The organism is Agarivorans sp. Toyoura001, from assembly GCF_005405585.1.
Taxonomy (GTDB): domain Bacteria; phylum Pseudomonadota; class Gammaproteobacteria; order Enterobacterales; family Celerinatantimonadaceae; genus Agarivorans.
On the sequence record NZ_BJEQ01000009.1, the window covers coordinates 100,346 to 126,914 of the forward strand.

General features: G+C 44.7%; 19 protein-coding genes. 18 read left to right on the top strand and 1 reads right to left on the bottom strand.

The window, feature by feature from the left end; genetic code table 11:
- The first annotated feature begins 46 nt into the window (after positions 1-46).
- From ampE to FFR00_RS12355, 14 genes are all read left to right on the top strand, one after another.
- Complete coding sequence (gene ampE, locus FFR00_RS12290; RefSeq protein ID WP_137673700.1) at positions 47-901, top strand: beta-lactamase regulator AmpE; 855 nt, start codon at positions 47-49, stop codon at positions 899-901.
- Between the two features lie 257 nt (positions 902-1,158).
- Positions 1,159-1,923: a pyruvate dehydrogenase complex transcriptional repressor PdhR gene (gene pdhR, locus FFR00_RS12295; protein WP_137673701.1), complete on the top strand. Its 765-nt coding sequence runs from the start codon at positions 1,159-1,161 to the stop codon at positions 1,921-1,923.
- Positions 1,924-1,980: 57 nt separating this feature from the next.
- Positions 1,981-4,638, top strand: a complete 2,658-nt coding sequence (gene aceE, locus FFR00_RS12300; protein WP_137673702.1) for a pyruvate dehydrogenase (acetyl-transferring), homodimeric type — start codon at positions 1,981-1,983, stop codon at positions 4,636-4,638.
- Positions 4,639-4,649: 11 nt separating this feature from the next.
- Positions 4,650-6,509 carry a pyruvate dehydrogenase complex dihydrolipoyllysine-residue acetyltransferase gene (gene aceF, locus FFR00_RS12305; protein ID WP_137673703.1) on the top strand — a complete coding sequence of 620 codons (1,860 nt, stop codon included), beginning with the start codon at positions 4,650-4,652 and terminating at the stop codon, positions 6,507-6,509.
- 131 nt (positions 6,510-6,640) lie between these two features.
- On the top strand, positions 6,641-8,071 hold the full coding sequence (gene lpdA / locus FFR00_RS12310; protein WP_137673704.1) for a dihydrolipoyl dehydrogenase: 1,431 nt from the start codon (positions 6,641-6,643) through the stop codon (positions 8,069-8,071).
- A gap of 80 nt (positions 8,072-8,151) precedes the next feature.
- Positions 8,152-10,368, top strand: coding sequence for a patatin-like phospholipase family protein (locus tag FFR00_RS12315; RefSeq protein WP_137673705.1), 2,217 nt, complete (start codon positions 8,152-8,154; stop codon positions 10,366-10,368).
- Between the two features lie 234 nt (positions 10,369-10,602).
- A complete protein-coding gene (acnB, locus tag FFR00_RS12320; protein WP_137673706.1) occupies positions 10,603-13,200 on the top strand; it encodes a bifunctional aconitate hydratase 2/2-methylisocitrate dehydratase in 2,598 nt (865 codons plus the stop codon).
- A 229-nt stretch (positions 13,201-13,429) separates the two neighbouring features.
- Entirely contained in the window at positions 13,430-14,248 is an 819-nt protein-coding gene (locus FFR00_RS12325; protein ID WP_137673707.1) for a winged helix-turn-helix domain-containing protein, read from the top strand.
- A 10-nt stretch (positions 14,249-14,258) separates the two neighbouring features.
- Positions 14,259-14,606: a YacL family protein gene (locus FFR00_RS12330; RefSeq protein ID WP_137673708.1), complete on the top strand. Its 348-nt coding sequence runs from the start codon at positions 14,259-14,261 to the stop codon at positions 14,604-14,606.
- Between the two features lie 349 nt (positions 14,607-14,955).
- Entirely contained in the window at positions 14,956-15,294 is a 339-nt protein-coding gene (locus FFR00_RS12335) for a P-II family nitrogen regulator (RefSeq protein ID WP_016400812.1), read from the top strand.
- 45 nt (positions 15,295-15,339) lie between these two features.
- Positions 15,340-16,611 (top strand): ammonium transporter, encoded by a 1,272-nt coding sequence (locus tag FFR00_RS12340; RefSeq protein WP_137673709.1) that lies wholly within the window; start codon positions 15,340-15,342, stop codon positions 16,609-16,611.
- 132 nt (positions 16,612-16,743) lie between these two features.
- A complete protein-coding gene (locus tag FFR00_RS12345; protein ID WP_137673710.1) occupies positions 16,744-17,778 on the top strand; it encodes an extracellular solute-binding protein in 1,035 nt (344 codons plus the stop codon).
- 102 nt (positions 17,779-17,880) lie between these two features.
- Positions 17,881-19,566, top strand: a complete 1,686-nt coding sequence (locus FFR00_RS12350; RefSeq protein ID WP_137673711.1) for an iron ABC transporter permease — start codon at positions 17,881-17,883, stop codon at positions 19,564-19,566.
- 7 nt (positions 19,567-19,573) lie between these two features.
- Positions 19,574-20,626, top strand: a complete 1,053-nt coding sequence (locus FFR00_RS12355) for an ABC transporter ATP-binding protein (protein ID WP_137673712.1) — start codon at positions 19,574-19,576, stop codon at positions 20,624-20,626.
- Between the two features lie 24 nt (positions 20,627-20,650).
- Here FFR00_RS12355 and argR read toward each other — a convergent pair whose 3' ends face one another.
- The gene (argR, locus tag FFR00_RS12360) at positions 20,651-21,118 is read right to left on the bottom strand and encodes a transcriptional regulator ArgR (RefSeq protein ID WP_137673713.1); all 468 of its coding nucleotides are present in this window, start codon (positions 21,116-21,118) and stop codon (positions 20,651-20,653) included.
- A 189-nt stretch (positions 21,119-21,307) separates the two neighbouring features.
- Here argR and FFR00_RS12365 point away from each other — a divergent pair, with 189 nt between their 5' ends.
- The 4 genes from FFR00_RS12365 to rnr all read left to right on the top strand — a co-directional run bounded on the left by FFR00_RS12365 (position 21,308) and on the right by rnr (position 26,568).
- Positions 21,308-22,015: a transporter substrate-binding domain-containing protein gene (locus FFR00_RS12365; protein ID WP_137673714.1), complete on the top strand. Its 708-nt coding sequence runs from the start codon at positions 21,308-21,310 to the stop codon at positions 22,013-22,015.
- 180 nt (positions 22,016-22,195) lie between these two features.
- On the top strand, positions 22,196-23,125 hold the full coding sequence (gene mdh / locus FFR00_RS12370) for a malate dehydrogenase (protein WP_137673715.1): 930 nt from the start codon (positions 22,196-22,198) through the stop codon (positions 23,123-23,125).
- Positions 23,126-23,242: 117 nt separating this feature from the next.
- The gene (locus tag FFR00_RS12375; RefSeq protein WP_137673716.1) at positions 23,243-23,962 is read left to right on the top strand and encodes a tetratricopeptide repeat protein; all 720 of its coding nucleotides are present in this window, start codon (positions 23,243-23,245) and stop codon (positions 23,960-23,962) included.
- 77 nt (positions 23,963-24,039) lie between these two features.
- A complete protein-coding gene (rnr, locus tag FFR00_RS12380; RefSeq protein ID WP_137673717.1) occupies positions 24,040-26,568 on the top strand; it encodes a ribonuclease R in 2,529 nt (842 codons plus the stop codon).
- Position 26,569 lies beyond the last annotated feature (1 nt).

Genomic DNA, 26,569 nt, shown 5'->3' on the forward strand with positions numbered 1-26,569 from the left:
TTAATATTTATTATCAAGCTGACGTTTATGGAGTAAATTCAGCAACATGTCTTTAATTTCACTTTTGTTAGCCTTGAGTTTAGAACGTGCTCGCCGAATTGGCGCCAGTTGGTGGTGGCAGCATGTATTTCATTGGTGGTTGCAACGTTTCGATAGCTTGTCTGCAACATGGCAGATTGTTATGGCGGTGGTTCTGCCTACGCTGCTGCTTGCTTACTTGCAAGTTAGCTTAACTGGTTGGCTGTTTGGCTTACCCAGTTTGGCTTTATGGATTTTTATTCCACTGCTTACCTTAGGTTGCCCGCCATTGCAGCAAGGTTATCGAGACTACCTTCGGGCAGCCGCTAGTGGTAACGAACAAGCCTGTAATGAGTTTAACCAACAGCTATTGAGCCAAATTCACCCGCTGCATCAAACTGATGAAAAGGAATCTATCGCTCTCTCTACTGGCACCCAACTCATGTGGCTTAACTATCGTTACTATTTTGCGGTGATCTTTTTCTATGTATTAGCGGGGCCAGCTGGTGCAGTGTTTTATGGTTGCAGCCGCGGCTTGTATTTACATAAAAGTACCGAGGTGCAAGCTCTTGCGCCTACGGTAAATAATTTCATGCACTATATAGATTGGCTGCCAAGCCGTTTAGCGAGTTTATGTTATTTGGCGGTAGGCAATACCTCAGCAGCTTTACCCATTTGGTTGCAAGCTTTAAAAGATACTACCCATAGCAACGGTTATTGGTTGGCCAAGGTGGCGGTAGCTGCAGAGCTTTCTGGCGACGAATCTGAACACGAGATGTTGTGCGTGGCTACTACCTGCCGTTTCGTTAGTTTAGCTAAGCGCGGAATTATGTTTGCGATTGCGATTATCGCCATGCTAACTATCGCTGGTTGGTTAATTTAGCCCTGTCAGTCGAGTTGTAGCAAACTCGACTAATTTTCACATTTCATTGTTAACTCCTTCCCCTTTGTTACATTCGGTTGATCTTGTGCACAAAAAAAGGTCTGACCAATTATATTTGTAGGACAATAGACTTTACATATCTGGCATTAGGTGCTGGCTAAATTGATGTGGGTCAATTTTTCTGGACAGGGTGTTTCTGATTTGTTAATTTGCTGCGTGTAAATTGGTATTACCAATATTCAAATTGATAGGAATCGATGAGCTACCAACGAATTAAACCACCTAAACTCGCCGACGTAATTGCTAAGCAATTAGAGCGAATGATTGTAGAAGGGAGTTTACCGCCAGGTGAGCGTTTGCCTGCCGAACGGGAGTTGGCTATTCAGTTCGATGTTTCACGTCCATCATTGCGTGAAGCGATTCAAAAATTAGAAGCGAAAGGCTTGGTAGTAAGGCGACAAGGTGGCGGTACTTATGTACAGCAAAAGTTGCGCGAAGCGCTTACAGATCCCTTGTTTGATTTATTGTCCAATCATGATGAAAGCCAACTAGACTTGTTGGAGTTTCGTCACGCTGTTGAGGGGATTTCTGCCTATTATGCCGCCCTAAGAGGGACCGAAGCGGATTTAGATAAAATTCAGGCTTGTCACGAGCGCATAGAGCTGGCGCAGCAAGACGGAAATACTCAAGACGAAGCAAAAGCAGTTTTAAATTTTTATGAAGCGATTACCGAGGCGTCACATAACTTGGTGTTGTTTCATTTGATTAGAGGCTTAAGTCCATTGTTGGAAAAAAACATTATGGACAATTTTCAACTCTTGTATACACGCCCAGATGTTGCCGAGAAAATTCGCCACCATCGGTCGTTAATGCTGCAGGCCATCTTAGATGGTAAGCCAGATGATGCGAGAGAAGCTTCACACAAACATTTGGCGTTTATTGAAGAAACGCTATTGCTGATTGAGCGAGAAGATAGCCGTGTAGAGCGGTCTAATCGTCGTTTAAAACAATTGAAAGTGTAACCCAAGCCTTAAAAATTAGGTTTTGGAAAACTATTAATAACTGATAAGGAAACAGCCATGTCAGAGGTACTGAAGCATGATGTTGACTCGCTAGAAACCAGTGAGTGGATCGACGCCATTGAATCTGTGATCCGTGAGGAAGGCGTTGAACGTGCACAGTTCTTGTTAGAGCAGGTCATTGCTAACGCTAAGATTGATGGATTAGCTGGCCCTGGCGGGTCTATCACTAGCGATTACATCAATACTATCGCAGTGTCAGATGAGCCTGAATACCCTGGCGACAGTGCGATAGAGCGTCGTATTCGTTCTATTATTCGCTGGAATGCAATTATGATTGTATTGCGCGCATCTAAAAAGGACCTCGACCTAGGCGGTCACATGGCGTCTTATCAGTCTTCTGCTGCATTTTATGAAGTGTGTTTTAACCACTTCTTCCGTGCGCGCAATGAGCAAGATGGCGGTGATTTGGTTTATTACCAAGGGCACATATCTCCGGGTATTTACGCACGCGCCTTTGTTGAAGGGCGTTTAACGACTGAGCAACTAGATAACTTCCGGCAAGAAGTAGGCGGTAACGGTTTAAGCTCTTACCCACACCCTAAGTTAATGCCTGAGTTCTGGCAGTTTCCTACCGTGTCTATGGGCCTTGGTCCTATCTCTGCTATTTATCAAGCACGTTTTCTTAAGTACCTTACTGGTCGAGGCTTAAAAGACTGTACTCAGCAACGTGTGTACGCGTTCTTGGGTGATGGCGAGATGGACGAACCAGAATCACGTGGTGCAATTTCTTTTGCCGCTCGTGAAAAGTTAGATAACTTATGTTTCCTTATTAACTGTAACTTACAGCGCTTAGACGGCCCAGTAATGGGTAACGGCAAAATCATTCAAGAGCTAGAAGGCCTATTTAAAGGTGCTGGCTGGAATGTGATTAAAGTGGTTTGGGGGAGTGAGTGGGACAGCCTGCTAGCGAAAGACAGTTCTGGTAAGTTGTTGCAGTTGATGAACGAAACCATTGACGGCGATTACCAAACCTTTAAAGCAAAATATGGCGCTTATGTGCGTGAGCACTTCTTTGGCAAATACAGCGAAACTGCTGAATTAGTTAAAGATATGAGTGACGACGAAATTTTTGCTCTGCGTCGTGGTGGCCACGATCCGGTTAAACTTTACGCCGCCTTTGATAAAGCACGTAAAACAGCCGGCGTACCTACTGTTATCTTAGCCAAAACGGTTAAAGGTTACGGTATGGGCGAAGCCGCTCAAGGTAAAAACATTGCTCACGGCGTGAAGAAAATGGACATGAACTATGTTCAGCAATTCCGTGACCGTTTAGGTGTAGATGTAAGTGACGCAGACTTACCTAATCTGCCTTACATTGAGCTTAAACCAGGTACAGCAGAATACGATTACCTACACGCTCGCCGTAAAGAGTTAAAAGGTTACACGCCAACTCGTTTGCCTAAATTTACTAAAGATTTAGACATCCCTGAGTTGAGTGAGTTTGATGCTTTATTAGGTGAGCAAAAACGCGAAATATCTACCACCATGGCTTATGTTCGAGCACTAAATGTCATGCTTAAGAACAAAGGCATTGGTAAAAACATCGTGCCGATTATTGCCGATGAAGCACGAACCTTTGGTATGGAAGGCTTGTTCCGCCAAGTGGGTATTTACAACCCTGGCGGTCAGGTTTATACCCCGCAAGACAGAGAGCAAGTGTCTTACTATAAAGAAGATACTAGCGGTCAAGTATTGCAAGAAGGGATTAACGAATTAGGTGCCATGAGCTCATGGGTTGCTGCTGCTACGTCATACAGCACCAACGATGTACCAATGATTCCGTTCTACATCTATTACTCAATGTTTGGTTTCCAACGTGTAGGTGATATGTGTTGGATGGCGGGCGACCAACAAGCGCGCGGTTTCTTATTGGGCGCTACAGCCGGTAGAACCACCCTAAATGGCGAAGGCTTGCAGCACGAAGATGGTCATAGTTTAATTTTGGCTAATACCATTCCTAACTGTATTTCTTACGACCCAAGCTTTGCCTTTGAAGTAGCTGTAATTCTGCAAGATGGTTTGCGCCGTATGTACGGTGAGCAAGAGAATGTTTACTACTACTTGACCTTGATGAATGAAAACTATCATCAACCAGCTATGCCAGAAGGCGCAGCTGACGGTATCCGCAAAGGTATCTACAAGTTTGAGAGTAATAAAGGCAGCAAGGCTCAGGTTCAGTTATTGGGCTCTGGCACTATCATGCAGCAAGTACTTAAGGCCGCTAAAGTGTTGAGTGAAGAGTACGACGTAGCGTCTGAAGTCTTCAGTGTTACCTCGTTTAACGAACTGACCCGCGAAGGCCAAGCTGTTGAGCGTTTGAACATGCTTAAGCCAGAAGCGGAAGAGCAAGTACCGTTTATTACTGAAGTTTTAAGTGACTTACCGACTATTGCCGCTACCGATTACATGAAGCAATACGCCGAGCAAGTACGTGCTTACATTCCTGGTAGTTACAAAGTACTAGGTACCGATGGATTTGGTCGCAGTGATAGCCGTGAAAATCTACGTCGTCACTTCGAAGTGAATGCCGATTACATTGTTGTAGCTTCGTTAGCTGAGTTAGCTAAAGCTGGAACTATTGATAAGAAGTTAGTGGTAGAAGCGATTGAAAAATATGGCATCGACACTGACAAAGTTAACCCTCTCTACGCGTAAGGGCGAGTGATATGAGTATTGAAATTTTTGTACCAGATATTGGCGATGATGAAGTAGAAGTTACCGAAATTCTTGTCAATGTGGGCGACAGCGTAGAGTTAGAGCAATCGCTTATTTCGGTAGAAGGCGACAAAGCCGCTATGGAAGTACCAGCATCTCAAGCGGGTGTTGTGAAAGAAATTAAAGTAGCGGTGGGTGACAGTGTTGCTACAAACGCTCTGATTATGATTTTTGAAGCCGAAGGTGCTGCAGCTGCAACGCCAGCAGCAGAAGCGCTGGCTGCATCAGCAGTGCCCGCCACTAGCTCGGTAGAGTTAGTACACGTACCAGACATTGGCGATGATGAAGTAGAAATTACTGAGATCGCAGTGAATGTGGGTGACGTTATTGACGCTGAGCAAACGCTTATTTCTGTAGAAGGCGATAAAGCCGCTATGGAAGTACCAGCACCATTTGCTGGCACGGTAAAAGCGATTAGCGTAGCGGTAGGCGATAAAGTGACTACCGGTTCTCTTATTATGGAGTTTGAAGTAGCCGGTTCCGCGCCAGCTTCAACCCCTGTTGCCGAGGCCGAACCTACGGCTCCAGCAGCTAAACAAGAGCAGCAAGTTCTAATCCCTGATATTGGTGACGACGAAGTTGAAGTAACCGAAGTAACGGTATCGGTTGGCGACACTGTTGAGCTTGAACAAACGCTGATTTCTGTAGAAGGTGACAAAGCCGCTATGGAAGTACCTGCGCCGTTTGCTGGTGTGGTTAAAGAGCTTAAGGTTGCGACTGGCGATAAAGTAAAAACTGGCTCGTTGATTATGGTGTTTGAAGTTACATCTGCAGCGCCTGTTGCGAGCGCTCCAGCGGTGGCACCAGCCGAAGCTGCTAAACCTACAGCGGCTCCTGCGCCAGCTAAAACGGCAAGCGCTCCTGCTAAAGCGGGTGAGTTTGTTGAAAACAGTGCCTACGTACATGCTTCACCTGTTATTCGTCGTTTAGCGCGTGAATTCGGGGTTGATTTAGCCAAGGTTAAAGCGTCTGGTCGTAAGGGCCGTATCGTTAAAGAAGACGTACAAGCTTACGTTAAACAAGCAGTTAAAGTACTTGAGTCTGGGGCTTCTACTGGTGGCGCAGGTATGGCTGTAGCGGCTTGGCCGAGTATTGATTACTCTAAATTCGGTGAAGTAGAAGAAGTTCCGTTATCACGCATTCAGAAAATCTCTGGCCCTGCTTTACACCGTAACTGGGTGAAGATCCCACATGTTACTCAATTTGACGAAGCTGACATTTCAGAAATGGAAGCCTTCCGTAAAGAGCAGAACGTGATTGCTGAGAAGCAACAACTTGGTTTCAAGATTACGCCTCTCGTATTTATGCTAAAAGCGGCTGCTAAAACCCTAGAAGCTATGCCTAAGTTTAACTCGGCGCTTTCAGATGATGGCAATAGCCTTATCATGAAGAAATACATTCATATTGGTATTGCGGTAGACACGCCAAACGGCTTGGTTGTACCGGTAGTGCGTGATGTGAACAAGAAAGGTGTTTACCAGCTTTCAGAAGAGCTGGTAGAAATTTCGAAGAAAGCACGTGCAGGCAAACTAACAGCCTCAGACATGCAAGGTGGCTGTTTCACTATCTCTAGCCTTGGTGGCATTGGTGGGACGCAGTTTACGCCTATTGTAAATGCGCCTGAAGTGGCCATTTTAGGTGTATCACGCAGTGAGATGAAACCTAAGTGGAATGGTAAAGACTTTGTTCCGAAGTTAATGCTACCGCTGGCATTGTCTTATGACCATCGAGTGATTGATGGTGCAGATGGAGCAAGATTCATCTCCACCTTAAGTGGTTTGTTAGGTGATATTCGCCGACTAGTACTTTAGTAATAAGAGCTGGGTGTTTATCACCCGGCTCTTCTTTTTTATACCGATTAACCGTAAACTCAGTTTAGCTGCATGGTTAACAGATTTACCCTACAGCAGCTTTACAACATAACAATACCAAGAGGTCATCAATGAGTAAGGAAATCAAGACCCAGGTGGTAGTACTGGGTGCAGGCCCTGCAGGTTATTCTGCTGCCTTCCGTGCTGCCGATTTAGGTTTGGAAACAGTAATTGTAGAACGCTACGCCACCCTCGGCGGAGTATGTTTGAATGTGGGCTGTATCCCATCAAAAGCACTATTGCACGTAGCTAAAGTGATTGAAGAAGCAAAATCACTGGCCGAGCACGGCATTGTATTTGGTGAGCCACAAACCGACATTAATAAAATCCGTACCTGGAAAGAAAAAGTCATCAGCCAATTGACTGGCGGCCTCGACGGTATGGCTAAAATGCGTAAAGTTAAAGTAGTTCAGGGCCTAGGTAAGTTTACTGGCGCTAACTCATTGCAAGTTGAAGGTGACGAAGGCGTCACAACTATCAACTTCGATAACGCGATTATTGCTGCGGGCTCTCGCCCAGTTAAATTGCCATTTATCCCACACAATGATCCACGTGTTTGGGATTCAACAGATGCACTAGAACTAAAAGAAGTTCCAGGCAAATTGTTGGTATTAGGCGGCGGTATTATTGGCCTAGAAATGGGTACAGTATACGGCGCACTAGGCAGTGAGATTGATGTAGTTGAATTTGCCGACCAGCTAGTACCTGCTGCAGATAAAGACGTTGTGCGTGCTTACACCAAGAAGGTGAAAGACAAGTTCAACATCATGTTAGAAACCAAAGTGATAGCCGTAGAATCTAAAACTGATGGTTTATACGTGACTTACGAAGGTAAGCAAGCGCCACATGAACCAGTACGTTACGACGCAGTACTGGTAGCTGTAGGTCGTGTACCAAATGGCTTGGGCTTAGAAGCTGAGAAAGCTGGCATCGAAGTAACCGAACGTGGTTTCATTGAAGTTGATAAGCAACTTCGTACAAACGTACCGCACATTCATGCTATTGGTGACATTGTTGGTCAACCTATGTTGGCTCATAAAGGTGTGCACGAAGGGCATGTTGCTGCTGAAGTTATCTCTGGCAAGAAGCACTTCTTTGACCCTAAAGTTATTCCTTCTATTGCTTACACCGAGCCCGAGATGGCATGGGTTGGCTTAACCGAGAAAGAAGCTAAAGCACAGGGTATTAACTACGAAGCATCGGTATTCCCTTGGGCTGCTTCTGGTCGCGCTATTGCGTCTGATTGTCCAGACGGCATGACTAAGATGATTTTTGATAAAGAATCTGGTCGTGTAATTGGTGGCGCAGTTGTGGGTACTAATGGCGGTGAATTGCTTGGTGAAATTGGCCTAGCCATTGAGATGGGTTGTGATGCCGAAGATATTGCATTAACTATTCATGCTCACCCAACCTTGCATGAGTCTGTAGGTTTAGCGGCAGAAATTTTCGAAGGCAGCATTACCGACCTTCCAAATGCCAAAGCTAAGAAAAAGAAAAAATAGACTCAGATAGTTTTAAAAACTAAAGTTATAAAGGCAGCCTTGGCTGCCTTTATTGTTTGTTTTCAAAGGAATGACTCTTGATGCCGCGTTTGCGCAATAGCCTATTATTGTTAGTTTTTTTATCTACTGCTTTTAGCGTAGTGGCGCGCCCTAAAATAGGTTTAGCGTTAAGTGGTGGTGGCGCTAAAGGTGCTGCGCATCTTGGGGTTATGCAGCTTTTAGAAGAATACAATGTTCCCGTTGATTATGTTGCAGGCACCAGTATGGGCGCATACTTCGGCGCAATGTTGGCAATGGGCTATACCGCTGAAGAAATAGAAGCATTAACATTTTCTATTCATTGGGAAAGCGGCTTTGTTGACGACGTAACACGGAGCGAGTTGTCTCTACGCAGCAAGAAACAGCAAGACGATTATCAGATCTCTCTACCTTTGGGACTAAATGAGAAAGGTATTCAAATACCCAAAGGCGCTGTACAAGGCCAAACCATGGCCGAAATTCTCCGATTTGCCACCAGTAATCTAGAAGCACTAGCAAGTTTTGATGAGCTCGCAATTCCCTATCGAGCAGTCGCCACCGATATGGCTGAAATGAAAGCCTATATACTTGAACGAGGTGATTTAGCAGTCGCCATGCAAGCCAGTATGTCGGTGCCGGGAGCACTACGTCCAGTGGAGTTAGACGGTAAACAGCTGTCTGATGGAGGGGTAGTAAACAACATGCCGGTGGATGTACTTAAAGAGATGGGGGCCGATATTATTATTGCAGTGGATATTGGCTCACGGCTTAAAAAGCAGGGCCAACTTAATACTGCGGTTGATGTAGTGGATCAGCTATCTATCTTTTTGACTCGCTCAGGCACCGAACGACAAATAGCGTTGTTAAGCGCCGATGATTTATTAATTTCTCCTGATATGACGGGAGTAGATACCGCCGACTTCTCTGCTATGCCGTTAGCGTTACAGCGAGGTAAAGAAGCGGGCAGGGAGCCTATTGCCGAGCTAGCTAAACGGATAGGTGTTATCGATCAACACCAAGAGTATTTGGCCTATCGTAAAATTGTTAATGAGCGTAAAGCGCAGCTCAAGTTACATGAAGAGTTTGTAGTAAGCCGTATCGAGCTAAATAACGACTCAAGCCTTAGTGATGAGGTTATTTTGGCGCGTTTAAAACTCAACCAAGGTGAGCTTTTATCTAAGGCTGAGTTAGAAGAAAAAATTAGCCAGCTTTATGCCTTAGGAACATTTGAGCGGGTAGATTATCGCATTAGCACTGAGCAAGGCGAGAATGTTATTCATGTGGATACTCAGGAGAAAAGCTGGGGGCCGGGCTATTTTGACATGAAGATAGGCTTACAAGAGAACTTCTCCGATAGAACTGAAGCCAATATTGGTTTGGGTTTTACCTTGACCAATTTGAACGATTTGGGTGCCGAATGGCGCAATGAAGTCGAAATAGGTTCGATTAAACGACTGTATACCGAATACTACTCACCAATAACCGAAAGCTTAAAGTACTCTTGGGCGATTTCAGCAGAATACGACAAACGCAATCGCCGCCTTTATGGAATATCGGAAGACTTTGAATATCTAGAGGCTAGTTTCTCCGATCTGCAGTTTCGCACTCACTTGGCGTGGAATTATCAACCTTGGCAAGAATGGGCGGTAGGTCTAGCCGCAAAACATGGCAATATTGAAGTTAATGGTGTCGCTGCAGAAGCGAATTATTGGCTGTATGGGCCTTATTTTAAGTTTGATTACGACACCCTAAATAGCTGGGCCTTTCCAACTCAGGGGAAAATGCTGGATGTTAATTTCACGCTTTATCATGAAGATGTGGATGAGTTTTCTAGTGTACTAGCGCCTAGTTTTGAAACACGCTGGAAGGTGCCTTTTGGCTGGGATAAGCATAATTTTAATTGGTTTGGTGAATACGGAAGCACCGGCAGTGATTTTATCATCCCTACTGATGCTCAAGATCTTGGTGGTTTCCTAAGGTTGTCAGGCTTTACCTATGAGCAGCTATCTGGCCGCTACAAAGCGCTAACCGGGTTAATGTATTTCTACCAACTTCATCATTATCAATCTCCGGCTTTTCAAGCGCCTGTATTTGTTGGCGGCTCACTAGAAAATGGTGGGGTGTGGAACAACTCCAGCGACATTTCATATGACAGCGCCATTTGGGCTGGGAGCGTATTTATGGCTCTAGATACCAGCATGCTAGGGCCGATAGTGTTGGCTTATGGGCATAATCAAACTGAGCAAACGTTATATTTGTTTATTGGCAATGACTTCTAAATACGTGACAAATGTGAATAAATTGTAACTTTAGGCTTTGTGGCTAAAGTATAATAATGCATTTATCTTATTGTAATTAAAGGTTTTTGTTTGTTTTTTAGTGGTTTATTAAAAATGCCGATATTTTAATTTATAGTTAAAACGGCTATAATCTCAGCCCGATGAGGCCAGCTAACCCAATGGCCCATATATATGGATATCCCCTACGGGCATTATTACAATAAGGAGCGAGCCGTGCTAGAAAGCTACCGCAAACACGTCGAAGAGCGTGCTGTTGAAGGTATTGTACCTAAACCCCTAGATGCTGAACAAACTGCAGGATTAGTAGAGTTATTAAAAGCTCCGCCAGCAGGTGAAGACGCATTCCTTCTGGATTTATTAGCTAATCGAATTCCCCCTGGTGTAGACGAAGCCGCCTATGTAAAAGCTGGTTTTCTTGCCGCTATTACTACTGGAGAGGTGACTTCACCTATCGTGTCAGCTGCTTATGCAACAGAGTTGTTAGGCACCATGCAAGGTGGTTACAACATCGAGCCGCTTATCTCATTATTGGATAACGCCGAATTAGCCCCGATAGCAGTTAAAGCCTTATCGCATACCCTGCTAATGTTTGATTCTTTTCACGACGTGGAAGAAAAAGCCAAAACGGGCAACAACTTTGCACAACAAGTGATGCAAAGTTGGGCTGACGCAGAATGGTTCTTAAACCGTCCTGAGTTAGCTGAGAAATCGACACTAACTGTATTTAAAGTAACCGGTGAAACCAATACCGATGACTTGTCTCCAGCACCTGATGCTTGGTCACGCCCAGACATTCCATTACATGCTTTAGCCATGCTTAAAAACGCGCGAGAAGGTATTGAACCTGATCAAGCGGGCACTATTGGGCCAATGAAGCAAATTGAAGCACTACAAGAAAAAGGTCACCCTTTAGTTTACGTAGGTGATGTTGTTGGTACCGGTTCTTCACGTAAATCTGCGACTAACTCAGTGCTGTGGTTGATGGGTGACGATATCCCTAATGTACCAAACAAGCGCGGTGGTGGTTTCTGTCTAGGTGGTAAAATTGCCCCTATCTTCTTCAATACCATGGAAGATGCTGGTGCGTTGCCGATTGAGCTAGATGTAGAGCAACTTGCAATGGGCGATGTTATCGACATTTACCCATTTGCTGGTGAAGTGAAAAAAGCCGGTAGCGACGAAGTTATATCAACCTTCGAGCTTAAAACTGAAGTATTGTTAGACGAAGTACGTGCCGGTGGCCGTATTCCTCTAATTATTGGCCGTGGCTTAACTGACCGTGCCCGTGTTTCATTAGGTTTAGCACCATCAGAAGTATTCAAACGTCCTCAAGATGTTGCTGCTTCAAGCAAAGGCTTTACGCTGGCGCAAAAAATGGTAGGTAAAGCATGTAGTGTTGAAGGGATCCGTCCTGGCCAATACTGTGAGCCTAAAATGACAACAGTGGGTTCGCAAGATACAACCGGACCAATGACCCGTGACGAACTTAAAGATTTAGCGTGTTTAGGTTTCTCTGCAGACTTAACCATGCAGTCATTCTGTCACACGGCGGCTTATCCTAAGCCTGTAGATGTGACTACTCACCATACCTTGCCTGACTTCATAATGAATCGTGGCGGTGTTTCATTACGCCCTGGTGATGGCGTTATTCACTCTTGGCTAAACCGTATGTTGTTGCCAGATACCGTGGGTACTGGTGGTGATTCACATACTCGTTTCCCAATTGGTATTTCATTCCCTGCGGGTTCTGGCCTAGTGGCATTTGCAGCTGCAACCGGTGTTATGCCATTGGATATGCCTGAGTCAATCTTGGTGCGTTTTAAAGGAGAGATGAAGCCTGGTATCACATTGCGTGATTTGGTTCATGCTATACCCTACGCAGCGATTCAAAACGGTTTGTTAACGGTTGAGAAGAAAGGCAAGAAAAACGCTTTCTCTGGTCGCATTCTAGAAATTGAAGGCCTAGAAAACTTAAAAGTTGAACAAGCTTTTGAATTGTCTGATGCTTCTGCTGAGCGCAGTGCCGCGGGTTGTACCATCAAGCTTGCGAAAGAGCCAATCATTGAGTACTTAAACTCTAACATTGTTATGTTGAAGTGGATGATTGCTGAAGGTTATGGCGATCGCCGTACCATTGAACGCCGTATTACAGCGATGCAAGAGTGGATTGCGAATCCAGAATTAATGGAAGCCGATAAAGACGCAGAGTACGCTGAAATTATTGAGATTGACTTAGCTGATATTGGTGAGCCTGTATTGTGTGCACCAAACGACCCAGATGACGCGCGTTTGCTGTCTGAAGTGGCTGGCCAAAAAATTGATGAAGTGTTTCTTGGCTCTTGTATGACCAACATTGGTCATTTCCGAGCTGCGGGTAAACTACTTGATAAACATACTGGCTCGTTACCTACACGCATGTGGGTTGCTCCGCCAACACGTATGGACCAAAAGCAGTTAACTGAAGAAGGCTATTACGGAATCTATGGCCGTGTAGGTGCTCGCACCGAGATCCCGGGTTGTTCATTGTGTATGGGTAACCAAGCACGCGTAGCCGACAACTCAACGGTGGTGTCTACGTCTACACGTAACTTCCCGAACCGCTTAGGTACTGGCGCTAATGTGTATCTTGCGTCGGCAGAGTTAGCCGCTGTATCAGCTATTTTGGGTAAGCTTCCTACTCCAGCCGAGTACTTAGAATACGCTAAACAAATTGATGCAACTGCAGCAGATACTTACCGCTACTTAAACTTTGATCAAATTAGTGACTACACCAAAGTCGCTGATGAGGTAATCGTTCAAGCTGCAGTTTAACCTTCTGCAAAATCGACAAGCACAGCTAATAGCTGTGCTTTTTTTTTGCCTTTCACTTTACCTTTTTTACATTTTTTATGCCGTATTTGTCAATTCGTAGCTGTTTTTATGTAAGTTTTTTGTAATTTTTTGCTATTTTGCGCTATTTGTCATAGGATATTTTAGTATTTACTGGTATAAAGTGCGTGCTAGATTTGACTAGCTCATTTACTTGCTGTTGGAAAACTATATGTCCTTTAATGATGTTGTTGTAGTTGGCCCTTTGGCCGTAGATATGAGCCAAAATAGTATTACGTTTAAGGATAAAAGTGCCTATTTAGGACCATTGAGAACCCACTTATTGGGATATTTATGTAAACATGTCAATCAAGTTGTGGGGAGAGACGACTTGTCTGACGCAGTATGGGGACGTAGTGTTTCCGACCATACTATTAATCAACATATATCCCAGTTACGTAAAGTGATTACCACGCTTAACAATACCGACTTAACCATTGCGACGATCCCTAAAAAGGGCTATATCGCTCGATGTGAGTCAGTAGGTCAACCTAACCGAACCAAAGCTGAACCGGCTCAAGTGCAGGCCAAAGCGCTGCTGTTGAGTGACCCTGCAACATGCCAACAGATCCAATCACATATGGAAGATGGCGAATTAAAGCATTTGGAAATGTTTTCTAGTGCAGGCTTATTACATGAACGCCTAATGACCAATGAGTTTCAGGTTGTGATTGTAGATACCGATTTGGCGAATGCCGAAGGCTTAAAGCTAATCAAAGCTATCCGCACTGGTCAAACACTTGCCAGTTCAGATATTGCTATTTTGTCAATGGCGTCGGAGGCTAGCAAGCAGTTGCTAGGCTTTAACGTATTGATGGACGTGCAGGGCTTAGTGGTTAAACCGGTTAATAACGAAGTGCTAGAAAAACAGATTAAATCTGCGCTAGCGGCTCGTTTCAAACTAAAGCCTAATGTAGCCTACGATCTTGTACCTACTATGCTAAACACGTCGGTTAACGTAAACTTGCAGTCAACTTGCATGAGCAGCTAGACTAATTAGTATGGAACTGACGATACGCCGTTCTTTGGACGGCGAATTTATTATTGATTGCGGAGACGAACATCGGTGTTTTTCGATGTGGCTTGAGCGTGAATTAAATAAAGATCGTCAGTTTGTTCTGCGTTTGTTAGCGCAACTCGAACAGCTTAGTGGTTTAGATGAGCTTTGCTTAGATAGCGCCGAGTTTCGTTTCGTGGCAAGTTGCGACGAAGTAACCATTGAAGTCTCTACAGACGAATCAAGTGAACATCCCGGTTTACTAGAAGAAGCCTTGAGTCTAGACGCCGCCCACAGTGCGTGCGGTTATGATGATTTCATCGAATTGTTAGAATCCATAATTAAATATTAATTTGGTGCAACAACTCTCCACCTAGCTTCCTATTCCGCATTACTTGTTTGAATCATTAATCCTTATTGCTCATTAGCTTAGCTACTCACCTGTTAGTTATCTTTTCCCTGTTTATTTGTCCTTAACCATGTTTGCACTTAATTAGTGCTGCTGAATTTTGTTGTGAAATTTTGTGAGCCAAAATAGAACAATGTTAAAAATATTGGCACCAAGTTGGTGCGTGTGATTTTTTTGTCAATTAAGTTTTTGTTTTTAACTCTTTGTTTTTTATGGTTTATGCGCTTTTGGCACACAGCTTGTAAGTTGTTATTCGAGAAAAGTTAATCGATGACTCTTTGGAGGAGCTCAAATGAAACTAATTAGCGCGATAATCAAGCCATTCAAATTGGATGACGTGCGTGAAGCCATCGCCGAAGTAGGCGTAGATGGTTTAACCGTATCTGAAGTTAAAGGCTTTGGTCGTCAAAAAGGTCACACTGAACTTTACCGTGGTGCTGAATACCAAGTTGATTTTCTACCTAAAGTAAAATTGGAAATCGCTACTAGCTCAGAAAATGTAGATCGCATTATCGAAGCTATTTCTAGTGCAGCTTACACCGGAAAAATTGGTGACGGTAAGATTTTTGTATACGACTTAAGCAACGTAGTACGTATTCGTACTGGCGAAATGGATGCAGAGGCTATCTAAGGGAAACCTTAGCAAGCTTATAACAGGGATTACGGGGAAGTAATTATGGAAAACGAAATTTATCAACTGCAATATGCCATGGACACCTTCTACTTTTTGGTGTGTGGCGCATTAGTTATGTGGATGGCTGCTGGCTTTTCAATGTTGGAAGCAGGTTTAGTTCGCGCTAAAAACACCACAGAGATTCTTACTAAGAACATCGCACTTTATTCTATCGCTTGTATCATGTACTTGGTATGTGGTTACTCAATCATGTACGACGGTGGCATCTTCTTATCAGGCATCGAAGCGTTTGACCTAGGTGGCGTACTGGCCTCTAAAGCTGAAGAAGGCTTTGAAGGCGGCAGCGTATACTCAGGTGCTTCTGACTTCTTCTTCCAAGTAGTATTTGTAGCTACAGCAATGTCTATCGTATCTGGTGCGGTTGCTGAGCGTATGAAGCTTTGGGCATTCTTAATCTTTGCTGTAGTGCTAACTGGTTTCATCTACCCTCTAGAAGGTAGCTGGACATGGGGCGGTGCAGACGTATTTGGTCTTTACAACTTAGGCGACCTTGGTTTCTCTGACTTCGCTGGTTCAGGTATTGTTCACTTAGCTGGTGCTGCAGCAGCATTGTCTGGTGTATTACTACTGGGCGCCCGTAAAGGTAAATACAGCAAAAATGGTTCTGTTAACCCAATCCCGGGTTCAAACATGCCACTTGCTACTGTAGGTACTTTCATCTTATGGATGGGTTGGTTCGGCTTCAATGGCGGTTCTGTATTGAAACTCGCTGATGCCTCAAGCGCTCACTCTGTTGCTATGGTATTCCTAAACACTAACGCAGCTGCGGCAGCAGGCGCTGTTTCTGCTCTACTTGTGTGTAAGTTAACTTGGGGCAAAGCTGACCTAACAATGTTACTAAACGGCGCGTTAGCTGGCCTAGTAGCAATCACTGCTGAACCTTCTACTCCTACTGCGCTTCAAGCCACTATGTTTGGTGCTGTAGCGGGCGTATTGGTAGTTGCTTCAATCGTATTCTTCGACAAGATTAAGATTGATGATCCAGTAGGTGCTATCTCGGTTCACGGTGTAGTTGGTTTGTTCGGTCTACTGCTTGTTCCATTAACTAACGATGGTTCTAGCTTCTCTGGCCAAATCATTGGTGCCTTAACTATTTTTGGTTGGGTATTCGTTTCAAGCTTCATTGTTTGGAGTATCTTGAAAGCTGTAATGGGTATTCGAGTAACAGAAGAAGAAGAAATGAATGGTATGGACCTGTCTGATTGTGGTATCGATGCATACCCAGAGTTCGTAACAGTTAAATCTTCTAACTAAGAATAACTTGTTATCAAAAAGGCCTGCTTTTGCAGGCCTTTTTTGTTTTAAAACATAGGCAATTTAGTTAACGCATGTTAATCTTAAGTCAAATGATAACGATTTGCGTTTAACTATTTGAAGGATTCGCTTGTGAACAAATCTGTATTCTCTTCGTTGGTAGCCGTATTGGCTTCATTGGTTGTTGCTACGCCAGCCATTGCTGCGGAAGAAGTTAACTTGTACTCATACCGCCAACAAAGCCTACTACAACCACTTACCGATGCATTTACTGCTGAAACCGGCATTAAGGTAAATGTTGTTCACGCAGAAAAAGGCTTAGCTGAAAAGATTAAGGCTGCTGGTGCGAATAACCCTGCTGATTTAGTGCTTACCGTTGATATTGGTCGCTTGGAAGAAGTACGTGCTGCTGGTTTGTTTGAAGCGGTAGATTCACCATTATTAAACGACGTTGTACCCGCGCACTTGCGCCACCCAGAGAACCTTTGGTTTGCCTTAACCACACGTGCTCGTGTTGTTTACGCACATAAAGATCGTGTGAAAGAGGGTGAATTAGCGTCTCTCAATGATTTAGCTGATCCAAAGTGGAAGGGTCGCATTTGTACGCGATCAGGCAAACATGTATATAACATTGGTTTAATTGCTTCAGTGATTGCCGAAGATGGCGAAGAAGCTGCTGAAACATGGTTGCGCGGCGTTAAAGACAACTTAGCTCGCAAACCTCAAGGTAATGACCGCGCTCAAGCTAAGGCTATTTTCGAAGGTCAATGTGACCTTGCTATCGCCAACCGCTACTACATGGGTAAAATGTTTTACAACACTAAAAGCCCTGAGCAACAGCAGTGGGCCGAGCAAATTCGTGTTGAGTACTTAGACCAACAGGTGGGTGGCCGCGGTCAGCACATTAACATTTCGGGCGCTGGTTTGCTGAATACGGCTAAAAACAAAGATAATGCGATTAAGTTGCTAGAGTTCTTAGTAGGTGAAACCGCTCAAGGCTTGTACGCTACCGCTAACTTTGAAGAACCTGTTCGCGCTGGCATTAAAACCGATGAGTTCATTGAAAGCTTAGGCGATTTCAAATCTGACCGCATTTCGTTACAAGACGTAGCAGACCAGCGCGCAGCAGCAGCTCGCTTGGTTGACCGCGTTGGCTTTGATATGTAAAGGTTGCTAAACTTGCAGTTCTATCTGCAAGCTTAGATAAAGCTGGCCTGAGGTCAGCTTTTTTTGTGTATACGGCGCAGCGCCGTTTTTTGTTTGGAAGCTATGAGCACTACCGCTACGTCTACTTCGGTTCGATTATTGTTGTCTAAATCTCGCTTCGATCTATGGGTATGGATAGCGCTTGCGATTGCCATTCTGGCGTTTATTCCGGTCATCACCTTATTTAAGTTATCTTGGGCGAATAACCAAGAAATTTGGCAGCATCTGCTCGATACGGTGTTTTGGATATATGTTAAAAACACCCTGCTGTTGTGTATGGGAGTTACCCTGTTTACCGCTTTTATTGGTACAGGGGCGGCGTGGTTGGTTACTCGATTTAACTTCCCTTTAAAATCTGTTTTTGTATGGGCACTTTTGCTGCCTTTAGCTGTACCGAGTTACATACTGGCCTTTGTGATAACCGATCAGTTGGAATACGCTGGCTTTGTGCAAAAAAGCTTGCGGGCAATTTTTGGCTGGCAAACCGCGCGCGATTATTGGTTTCCTGAGATCCGCTCGATTCAAGGTGCTATCGCTGTACTAAGTTTAGTGCTTTATCCTTATGTGTATTTGCTGGCTCGCGCTGCATTTGTCGAGCAAGCCGCGCAGCTATTTGAAATGAGTCGCTGTTTAGGGAAAAGCCAAACTCAAAGCTTTTTTAAAGTAGCGCTTCCGTTGGCAAGGCCAGCCATAGTAGTGGGTGTGACTTTAGCCTTAATGGAAACCATTAATGAATATGGCACCGTAGAGTTTTTTGCGGTGCCCACGCTTACCGCGGGTATTTTTGATGTATGGCTGAACATGAGTAGTTTGTCGGCCGCTGCGCAAATTGCCTTGATGTTGGTGAGCTTCTCCATTTTACTACTGGGGCTAGAGCGTTACAGCCGCAACGCAGGTAAGTTTTACAAGTTGACTGGGCAATCTCCAGCAATGTTTGCCGAGCCTCTTAAAGGCGCTAAAGCTTGGACGGCCACGCTACTGTGTTTGTTGCCGATTAGTTTGGGTTTCATCCTGCCGGTCACGGTGTTAAGTAATTATGCTTTACGTAACTTAGATTCTGGCTTTGACCAGTATTTAACTAATGCGTGGAATAGCTTTTCGTTAGCTGCAATGGCGGCGTTACTCACTACAGCCTTAGGTTTATTACTAGCCTATGGAGTACGTTTATCTAAAAGTAATAAGATGCGTAGCATCGCCGAGGCAGCAACGCTGGGTTATGCGATTCCTGGTGCGGTGTTGGCGGTAGGTATTTTGTATCCGCTTGGCTTGTTTGATAATGCGGTCGATAGCTTAATGAAAGCTTGGTTTAACTACCCTACAGGTTTACTGCTTACCGGCACAGGAGGGGCTTTAGTGTTGGCTTACTCTTTACGTTTTATTGCCTTAAGTTACCGCACCCTAGATGCCAGCCTAACTAAAATTACGCCAGAAATGGATGACGCTTCTCGAGTATTAGGCAGTCGCTCTGGTAAAACGCTATGGCGGATCCATTTACCGCTGATCAGGCCAAGCTTACTTACTGCTATGTTGTTAGTATTTGTCGACACCATGAAAGAGCTGCCAATTACCTTAATTTTAAGGCCGTTCAATTTTAATACTTTGTCTACTCAAGTATGGGATTTAGCCTCTTTGGAGCAACTAGAGCAAAGTGCTTTAGCTGCCTTAACCATATTATTGGCAGGTATTCTTCCGGTTATCATTATGAGTCGAAATATTGGCTCTTCAGAACAGCGCCCACAAGGACACTAAACCCGCAATGAGTATTGTTTTACGTAAAGTTAATCATTTCTACGGTGAACAGCAGGCGCTTAAAGATGTCAGTATTGAGGTTGAAGAAAACCAAATTGTAGCGCTGCTGGGCCCATCAGGGTGCGGAAAAACCACCTTATTGCGTTTAGTCGCAGGTTTAGAGCGGCTGCAAAGTGGTGAGCTGTACTTGCAAGACAAGTTAGTCGCAGCCCCAGCACAAGCTATACACTTAGCTCCAGAGCAACGTGCCATAGGTATGATGTTTCAAGACTATGCCTTGTTTCCGCATATGAGTGTTAAAACCAATATAGAGTACGGACTACGCAAGCAACAAGACTTACCAAAGCGTCGCCAGTGGATTGAAGAAAGCTTAAACAACATGGGCATGCAAGGTCTGCTAGGTCGCTTTCCGCATACCTTGTCGGGTGGCCAGCAGCAGCGTGTCGCCCTATTGCGCGCTTTAGCTCCAGAGCCTAACACCATGTTGTTGGATGAACCGTTCTCTGCGCTCGATGAGCATTTACGCCAACAAGTGCGAGAAGAAACCCTCGACGTATTGAAGAAAACCAAAACCCCCGCAGTGATGGTGACTCACGACCCGCTAGAGGCAATGTTTATCGCGGATCGTATTGTTGTGATGGAGCAGGGGGAAATTGTACAAAATGCTAGCCCTCAAGAAATCTACAATCAGCCAGCAAATGCCTTTGTGGCAGCATTGTTTGGCCCAAGCAATCGCTTTGTTGCGCCGGTAGAGCAAGGTGCGGTTAGTACCGCTTTAGGGGCTTTTTCGGCCAATCAAATTAACGATGGCGAACTGGCAGAGGTGATTGTTCGCGCTAAAGATGTGGTGGTGCATCAGCTTGAAAACAGCCAACAAATAGAAGCGAGTATTATCTCGGTGCATTCAATGGGTAATGAAACGCACTTTAGGTTACAGCTAGCTGAATTACCTGAGCAGGTGATTCATGCGCGAATGCGTGACCATTGGCAAGCAAGTCCGGGCACTAAGGTATGGTTATCGGTTAATGGTGATGCGGCATTTGTCTTCCCCAAAGTGTAGTTTGGGGAAGTGTTTTTTGAAGCCTTAGGCAACTTCAAACAGTTCTTTTACCGATTGAAATACATCGGCAATAGCTACTTGGCGGGTAGGGGTAATAAAAATAGTATCATCACCAGCAATGGTGCCAAGAATACCTTCAGCTTTACCTAATGAATCTAGCAAACGGGCAATTAACTGCGCCGCACCAGGGCTAGTATGAATAACGATTAAGGCATCGTTGAAATCCATTTCTAGTACTAAGATTTTTAATTGACTAGAAACAGTAGGAACCCCTAACTCTGCTGGTAGGCAGTAAACCATTTCCATTTTTGCGTTGCGAGTACGCACTGCGCCAAACTTGCTTAGCATGCGTGACACTTTCGATTGGTTGATATTTTCGAAACCCTGATCTTGTAGGGCGGTCACTATTTCAGCTTGAGAGCCAAAACGTTCTTCTTTTAACAGTGATTTAAATGCTTTAATTAACTGTTCTTGTTTATCGCTATATTTCATCGGTGATCCGAGCTTGTAAATCCGCGGTTATTGTCGCCAACTTTTATATGTATATCAACTTTATTCTAGTTTTATGCATATAAATGCATAGTGAAACACATAATTGTTGTTCAATTAGCCAACATTTTCTTGTGAGGCTTTGCTAAGCTGAATTATGATAGCAACATCAAACTTGGTGTGTAGTTAACTATGTGGCTAAAATCTCTGTTCTTTCTTCCTTTGCTCGTACTTCAATCAGTACTTGCTGACGATAAACCTCTGCGAGTGGTTACCGAAGCATCTTATCCGCCCTTTGAATCATTTGATGAGCACAAGCAGCTGGTGGGCTTCGATATTGAGTTGGCTAAGGCCATTTGTGAACAAATAAATCGAGAGTGTGAGTTTTACCATCAGCCCTTTGATAGTTTGTTATCTAGCGTTGCTGCCGATCATTACGATGTGGCGATATCAGCCTTAGATATTACCGAGCAACGTAAAACCTTAGTAAGCTTTAGTGATGCTTATTTCGATAATATGGCGGTTTATCTCACGAAGCCTGAGCTAGAAGTTGCAAGCAACTCAGTGGTTGCGGTACAAAGTGGCTCGAGCTTTATGCGCTTCTTACGTGAACAACGGCCTAATATTCTATCGATTGCTTACCCCAGTTATCAACTCGCCTTAGCAGATTTGAATCAAGCTAAAATTGATGCGGTATTTTTAGATTCGGCAGCGGCTCACTATTGGTTGGCAAGCCATCCGGAGTTTGTGACTCAAGTGGATGAAAACTATCCGGCTAGCGGATTAGGTATGGCGGTTTCAAAGCAAAACGAAGACCTGCTGAATCAAATCAACCATGCGCTTAATGTGTTAAAAAATAACGGCAGTTACCGAACAATATACCAGTCCTTCTTTAACTAACAAACACTGTTAGACCAAGGTCTTAAACCCTATAGTTAAAGTGTGATTAAGGCAGCTTTTTACTGTTTTAAAGTTGCTTTAAAAATGTTGCTAAATTGTATTTTAGAGCGGATTCCGTTATCTTGTTTCTGTCTTTATAGACATCCCCTCTACAATTACAAAAAAGCATGGAGAAGTTGGATGAAAGTTGCCGTATTAGGTGCTGCAGGCGGAATTGGCCAAGCCCTTTCATTACTATTAAAAACCCAGTTACCCGCTGGTTCTGAACTTTCGCTTTATGACATCGCCCCAGTAACACCTGGTGTTGCTGTAGATTTGAGCCACATCCCTACACAAGTGGCCATTAAAGGATTCGCAGGCGAAGACCCTAGCCCGGCCCTAGAAGGTGCCGATATTGTTCTAATTTCTGCCGGTGTAGCGCGTAAACCTGGTATGGATCGCTCAGATCTATTTAATATCAACGCGGGCATCGTTAAAAACCTTATCGAGAAAGTTGCCGTTACTTGTCCAAAGGCATGTATTGGTATTATCACTAACCCAGTAAATACCACGGTTCCAATCGCGGCCGAAGTATTAAAAAATGCTGGCGTATATGATCCTGCTAAACTGTTTGGTGTAACCACACTAGACGTGATTCGCTCAGAAACCTTTATCGCTGAAGCGAAAGGCCTAAACCCAGCAGACATTAAACTTAACGTTATTGGTGGCCACAGCGGCGTAACTATTTTGCCATTGCTTTCTCAGTTAGACGGTATTTCGTTTACTGATGAAGAAATTGCAACAATGACTACACGCATCCAAAATGCCGGTACAGAAGTTGTTGAAGCTAAAGCTGGTGGCGGTAGTGCTACACTTTCTATGGGCCAAGCAGCAGCACGTTTCTGTTTGTCTTTAGTTAAAGCAGCGCAAGGCGAAGACGTGATTGAGTGTGCTTACGTAGACGGCGGCAGCGAGCATGCTAAGTTCTTTGCTCAACCTATCCGTTTGGGTCCTCAAGGTGTTGCTGAAGTCTTACCTTACGGTGAGATTAGCGCCTTTGAAAAAGCCGCAGTTGAAGGTATGTTAGATACCTTACACGGCGATATCGATAAAGGTGTTGAGTTTGTTTAAACTCTTCCACTAGCCGATACTAAGGAGTGCTTGCACTCCTTTTTTTGTGGCTAAAAAGTCACTTTAGTTTTTGCCAGCCTTGCCGATAGCATAATTGTTAAGACGATAGGAACGGCTATGAATAAGCAACTCATTTCATTACTTCTAGCAGCAGGCTTAAGCACCTCGGCGTTTGCTGAGTCTATTGACGCTTTGTCGGTAGAAGACGAACTTGATGCTCCTCAGCAGCAAGCAGAGCCGGTAACTATTGATCCCACTGAGTATACTAGCCCATCAGACATAGAAGCGGTTCAGCTGTATAGGCAAGATGAATTAATTACTTGGATTAACAATAACCAGCACCTGACGCGTGTTAAAGCCGATGACTGTCAATTGGTAGAAGACATTGAAGCGCGCGCCGAGAAAGTGGCCATTCCCGCTTATCAGTTTTTGTGGGGCGACATGCTGGCTTGGGGGGTATGTGTAGAACCTAACCCAGAATTAGGTGTGATGTACATGTGGCGCGCCGCGAATCAAGGTTTAGCCGCTGCCATGGAACAACTAGGGCGCTACTACGCTACTGGCACCTTGGTACAGCAAGACTATGCTAAAGCGATTCCTTTGCTGAGAGAATCCGCAGGCCAAGGCTTTGTTCCGGCTCAATTACGTTTGGTCTCACTGTATGTCGAAGGTAAGGGCAGCCCTTACGATTACGAAGATGCTTATCGCTGGTTACATCACTCTATTATTGCCGATAAAAAAACGCACCGAGAAGCCAGCCAATTGCTTGCTTCATTAGCGTCGAAGATGCCCGATTACGTGGTAGCCAAAGCTAAAGCCAGTAACCAACCCTACTAAAGCCACGCGCAAAGCATTAACATAGAGCTATTCTTGAAGGGTAACTCCCTCAATTGCTCAACTTGATAGGTTAGTTAATGCAAAATCAGGCTGCGTCGGCCACTCTTACATCGACCTTACTCAATGCCTTAACCGAAGAAATGGCACCTGTTTCTAAAGACTGGCTGCATGCGTTATGTTCTGAAGAACAGCAAGCCCATTTTTCGGCAACCTTAACGCATATGTTAGAAGAAGGCTTGTTAGTCACCACACGTATTGGCGCCTATACCTTGCCAGAACGTTTAGGTTTGGTTACCGGCACCATTATTGGTCATCGCGATGGTTTTGGTTTTTTGAAAACCACCCAAGAAGGCACCGACTTATTCCTTCCGGCTAAAGAAATGCGCAAAGTGTTTCATAACGACTTTGTTCTGGCTGCGCCGTCGAGTATGGATAAAAAAGGCCGCCGTGAAGGCCAAATCATAAAAGTGCTTAAAGCGGGTAAGGTCGAATTAGTTGGCCGTTACTTTGTTGAAGGTAATCTCCGTTACGTGGTGCCAGATGATTCGCGGATTAACCAAGACATCTTGATTGGTAAAAACGATACCGCCGGGGCTCGCCAAGGCCAAGTGGTGGTGATTGAAGTAGTTAGTCGCCCTGTCGCGCCAAAACTGGCGGTGGGTAAAGTCACCGACATTCTGGGCGAAAAAATGGCTCCGGGCATGGAAGTTCAGGTGGCTTTACGCAACCATGATATTCCGCATGATTGGCCAAATGCTGTCACTAAAGCGGTGAGCAAGCTTGAAGAAGAAGTGGATGAGGCTTCTAAGCAAAATCGAGTTGATTTGCGTGACTTACCATTAGTCACCATTGATGGTGAAGATGCCCGCGACTTTGATGACGCCGTGTTCTGTGAGGCGAAAAAATCAGGTGGCTGGCGTTTGTGGGTCGCCATTGCTGATGTTTCTTATTATGTGCGCCCAGACGCCGCATTAGATAGAGAAGCGCTTAATCGCGGTAATTCAGTCTATTTCCCAGACCAAGTGATTCCTATGCTGCCAGAGCAGTTATCTAATGGTTTGTGTTCACTGAACCCGCAAGTCGATCGCCTGTGTATGGTGGCTGAAATGACCATCTCGGCAGCGGGGCGTTTGTCGGGCTATAAGTTTTACGAAGCGGTGATGCATTCACATGCGCGATTTACTTATAACAAAGTGGCAGCAATTCTCGATGGTGATGAAGCGCTAGCGCAACGTTATGCCGATCAAGTTCCGCATCTGCAAGAGTTACATCGTCTTTATAGTGCGCTAAAAGTTAGCCGCGCACAGCGTGGAGGTATTGAGTTAGAAACTCAAGAAACCCGCTTTATTTTTAATGCTCAACGCAAAATCGAGCAAATTGTGCCGCTAACCCGTAACGACGCGCACAAGATGATTGAAGAATGCATGATCCAAGCAAACGTAGCGGCTGCAAAATTTGTAGAGAAACATCAGCAAGCTATTTTGTACCGAGTGCACGACCGACCAGGCAAAGAGCGTCTGACTAACTTTAGAGGCTTTTTGAATGAACTGGGTTTGCCGCTTGGCGGTGGTGATGAGCCTCAGCCGAGTGACTACTTTACCTTAGTGGCATCAATTCAAGAGCGTCCAGATTTAGAACTTATTCAAACCATGTTGCTGCGTTCAATGATGCAGGCGGTTTATCAGCCAGACAATTTGGGGCACTTTGGTTTAGCCCTTAAGTCTTATGCGCACTTTACGTCGCCGATCCGCCGCTACCCAGATTTGTTATTGCACCGGGTGATTAAATTTTTAGTCAACAAGCTTGAGGCGGAAGCGGCAGGTAAAACCGTTAAAAATAAGTGGACAGTGACAGGCGGCTATTCATATCAAGATGACGAAATGGATAAGTTTGGTGAAGCTTGTTCAATGACCGAACGCCGCGCCGATGATGCAACACGTGAAGTGTCTGACAGCCTTAAGTGCGAATACATGCAAGATCATGTGGGTACGGTATTGCCCGCTACCATTGCAGCGGTCACCGGATTTGGCTTTTTTGCCCGTTTGGAAGAGTTTCATATTGATGGCCTAGTGCACATCAATTCTTTACGTGGCGATTATTATCATTATGATGCAGCTCGTCAGATACTGGTGGGTGAGAAAACCGGCAAACGTTTCCGCATTGGTGATGCAGTAACGGTAAAGGTCGCGTCGGTAAATATGGCCGACCGTAAAATGGAATTTGTCATCGTTAACAAAGATGGCCAAGCCGATGAGTTTGACCGCCCACAGCGCAGTGGTAAAGATGGTGGCCGCGGCAAGCGTTTTACCAAACCTGGTGAAGAGCGGGAAACCACTGGACGCAATGGCGGTAAAAAGAAACCACGCCATCGCGATACAAAAAATAAAGGTAAACGACGCAAGCCAAGTACTGCTAGTGACAGTAATAAAGACACCAGTTCTGAGAACAAAGGTGGCTTTAGCCCTTGGCAGCAGCGTGACCCAGATGCTAAGAAAGCAAAACCGAATAATGACGCCAAGGCGAAACCGCGTAAGAAGCCCAAGAAAAAACGCAAGCAACGCCCTGGTAAACAAGAGCGCACAGCCGCTAAACAACAGAAGAATTAAT

Bases quoted from the DNA above. Each gene is read 5' to 3' on its own strand.
- FFR00_RS12330 (WP_137673708.1), top strand. From the start codon at position 14,259: ATGGAACTGACGATACGCCGTTCTTTGGACGGCGAATTTATTATTGAT.
- FFR00_RS12335 (WP_016400812.1), top strand. From the start codon at position 14,956: ATGAAACTAATTAGCGCGATAATCAAGCCATTCAAATTGGATGACGTG.
- ampE (WP_137673700.1), top strand. From the start codon at position 47: ATGTCTTTAATTTCACTTTTGTTAGCCTTGAGTTTAGAACGTGCTCGC.
- FFR00_RS12355 (WP_137673712.1), top strand. From the start codon at position 19,574: ATGAGTATTGTTTTACGTAAAGTTAATCATTTCTACGGTGAACAGCAG.
- aceE (WP_137673702.1), top strand. From the start codon at position 1,981: ATGTCAGAGGTACTGAAGCATGATGTTGACTCGCTAGAAACCAGTGAG.
- lpdA (WP_137673704.1), top strand. From the start codon at position 6,641: ATGAGTAAGGAAATCAAGACCCAGGTGGTAGTACTGGGTGCAGGCCCT.
- rnr (WP_137673717.1), top strand. From the start codon at position 24,040: ATGCAAAATCAGGCTGCGTCGGCCACTCTTACATCGACCTTACTCAAT.
- FFR00_RS12375 (WP_137673716.1), top strand. From the start codon at position 23,243: ATGAATAAGCAACTCATTTCATTACTTCTAGCAGCAGGCTTAAGCACC.
- pdhR (WP_137673701.1), top strand. From the start codon at position 1,159: ATGAGCTACCAACGAATTAAACCACCTAAACTCGCCGACGTAATTGCT.
- FFR00_RS12325 (WP_137673707.1), top strand. From the start codon at position 13,430: ATGTCCTTTAATGATGTTGTTGTAGTTGGCCCTTTGGCCGTAGATATG.
- FFR00_RS12365 (WP_137673714.1), top strand. From the start codon at position 21,308: ATGTGGCTAAAATCTCTGTTCTTTCTTCCTTTGCTCGTACTTCAATCA.
- FFR00_RS12340 (WP_137673709.1), top strand. From the start codon at position 15,340: ATGGAAAACGAAATTTATCAACTGCAATATGCCATGGACACCTTCTAC.
- argR (WP_137673713.1), bottom strand. From the start codon at position 21,118: ATGAAATATAGCGATAAACAAGAACAGTTAATTAAAGCATTTAAATCA.
- FFR00_RS12350 (WP_137673711.1), top strand. From the start codon at position 17,881: ATGAGCACTACCGCTACGTCTACTTCGGTTCGATTATTGTTGTCTAAA.
- FFR00_RS12315 (WP_137673705.1), top strand. From the start codon at position 8,152: ATGCCGCGTTTGCGCAATAGCCTATTATTGTTAGTTTTTTTATCTACT.
- mdh (WP_137673715.1), top strand. From the start codon at position 22,196: ATGAAAGTTGCCGTATTAGGTGCTGCAGGCGGAATTGGCCAAGCCCTT.
- aceF (WP_137673703.1), top strand. From the start codon at position 4,650: ATGAGTATTGAAATTTTTGTACCAGATATTGGCGATGATGAAGTAGAA.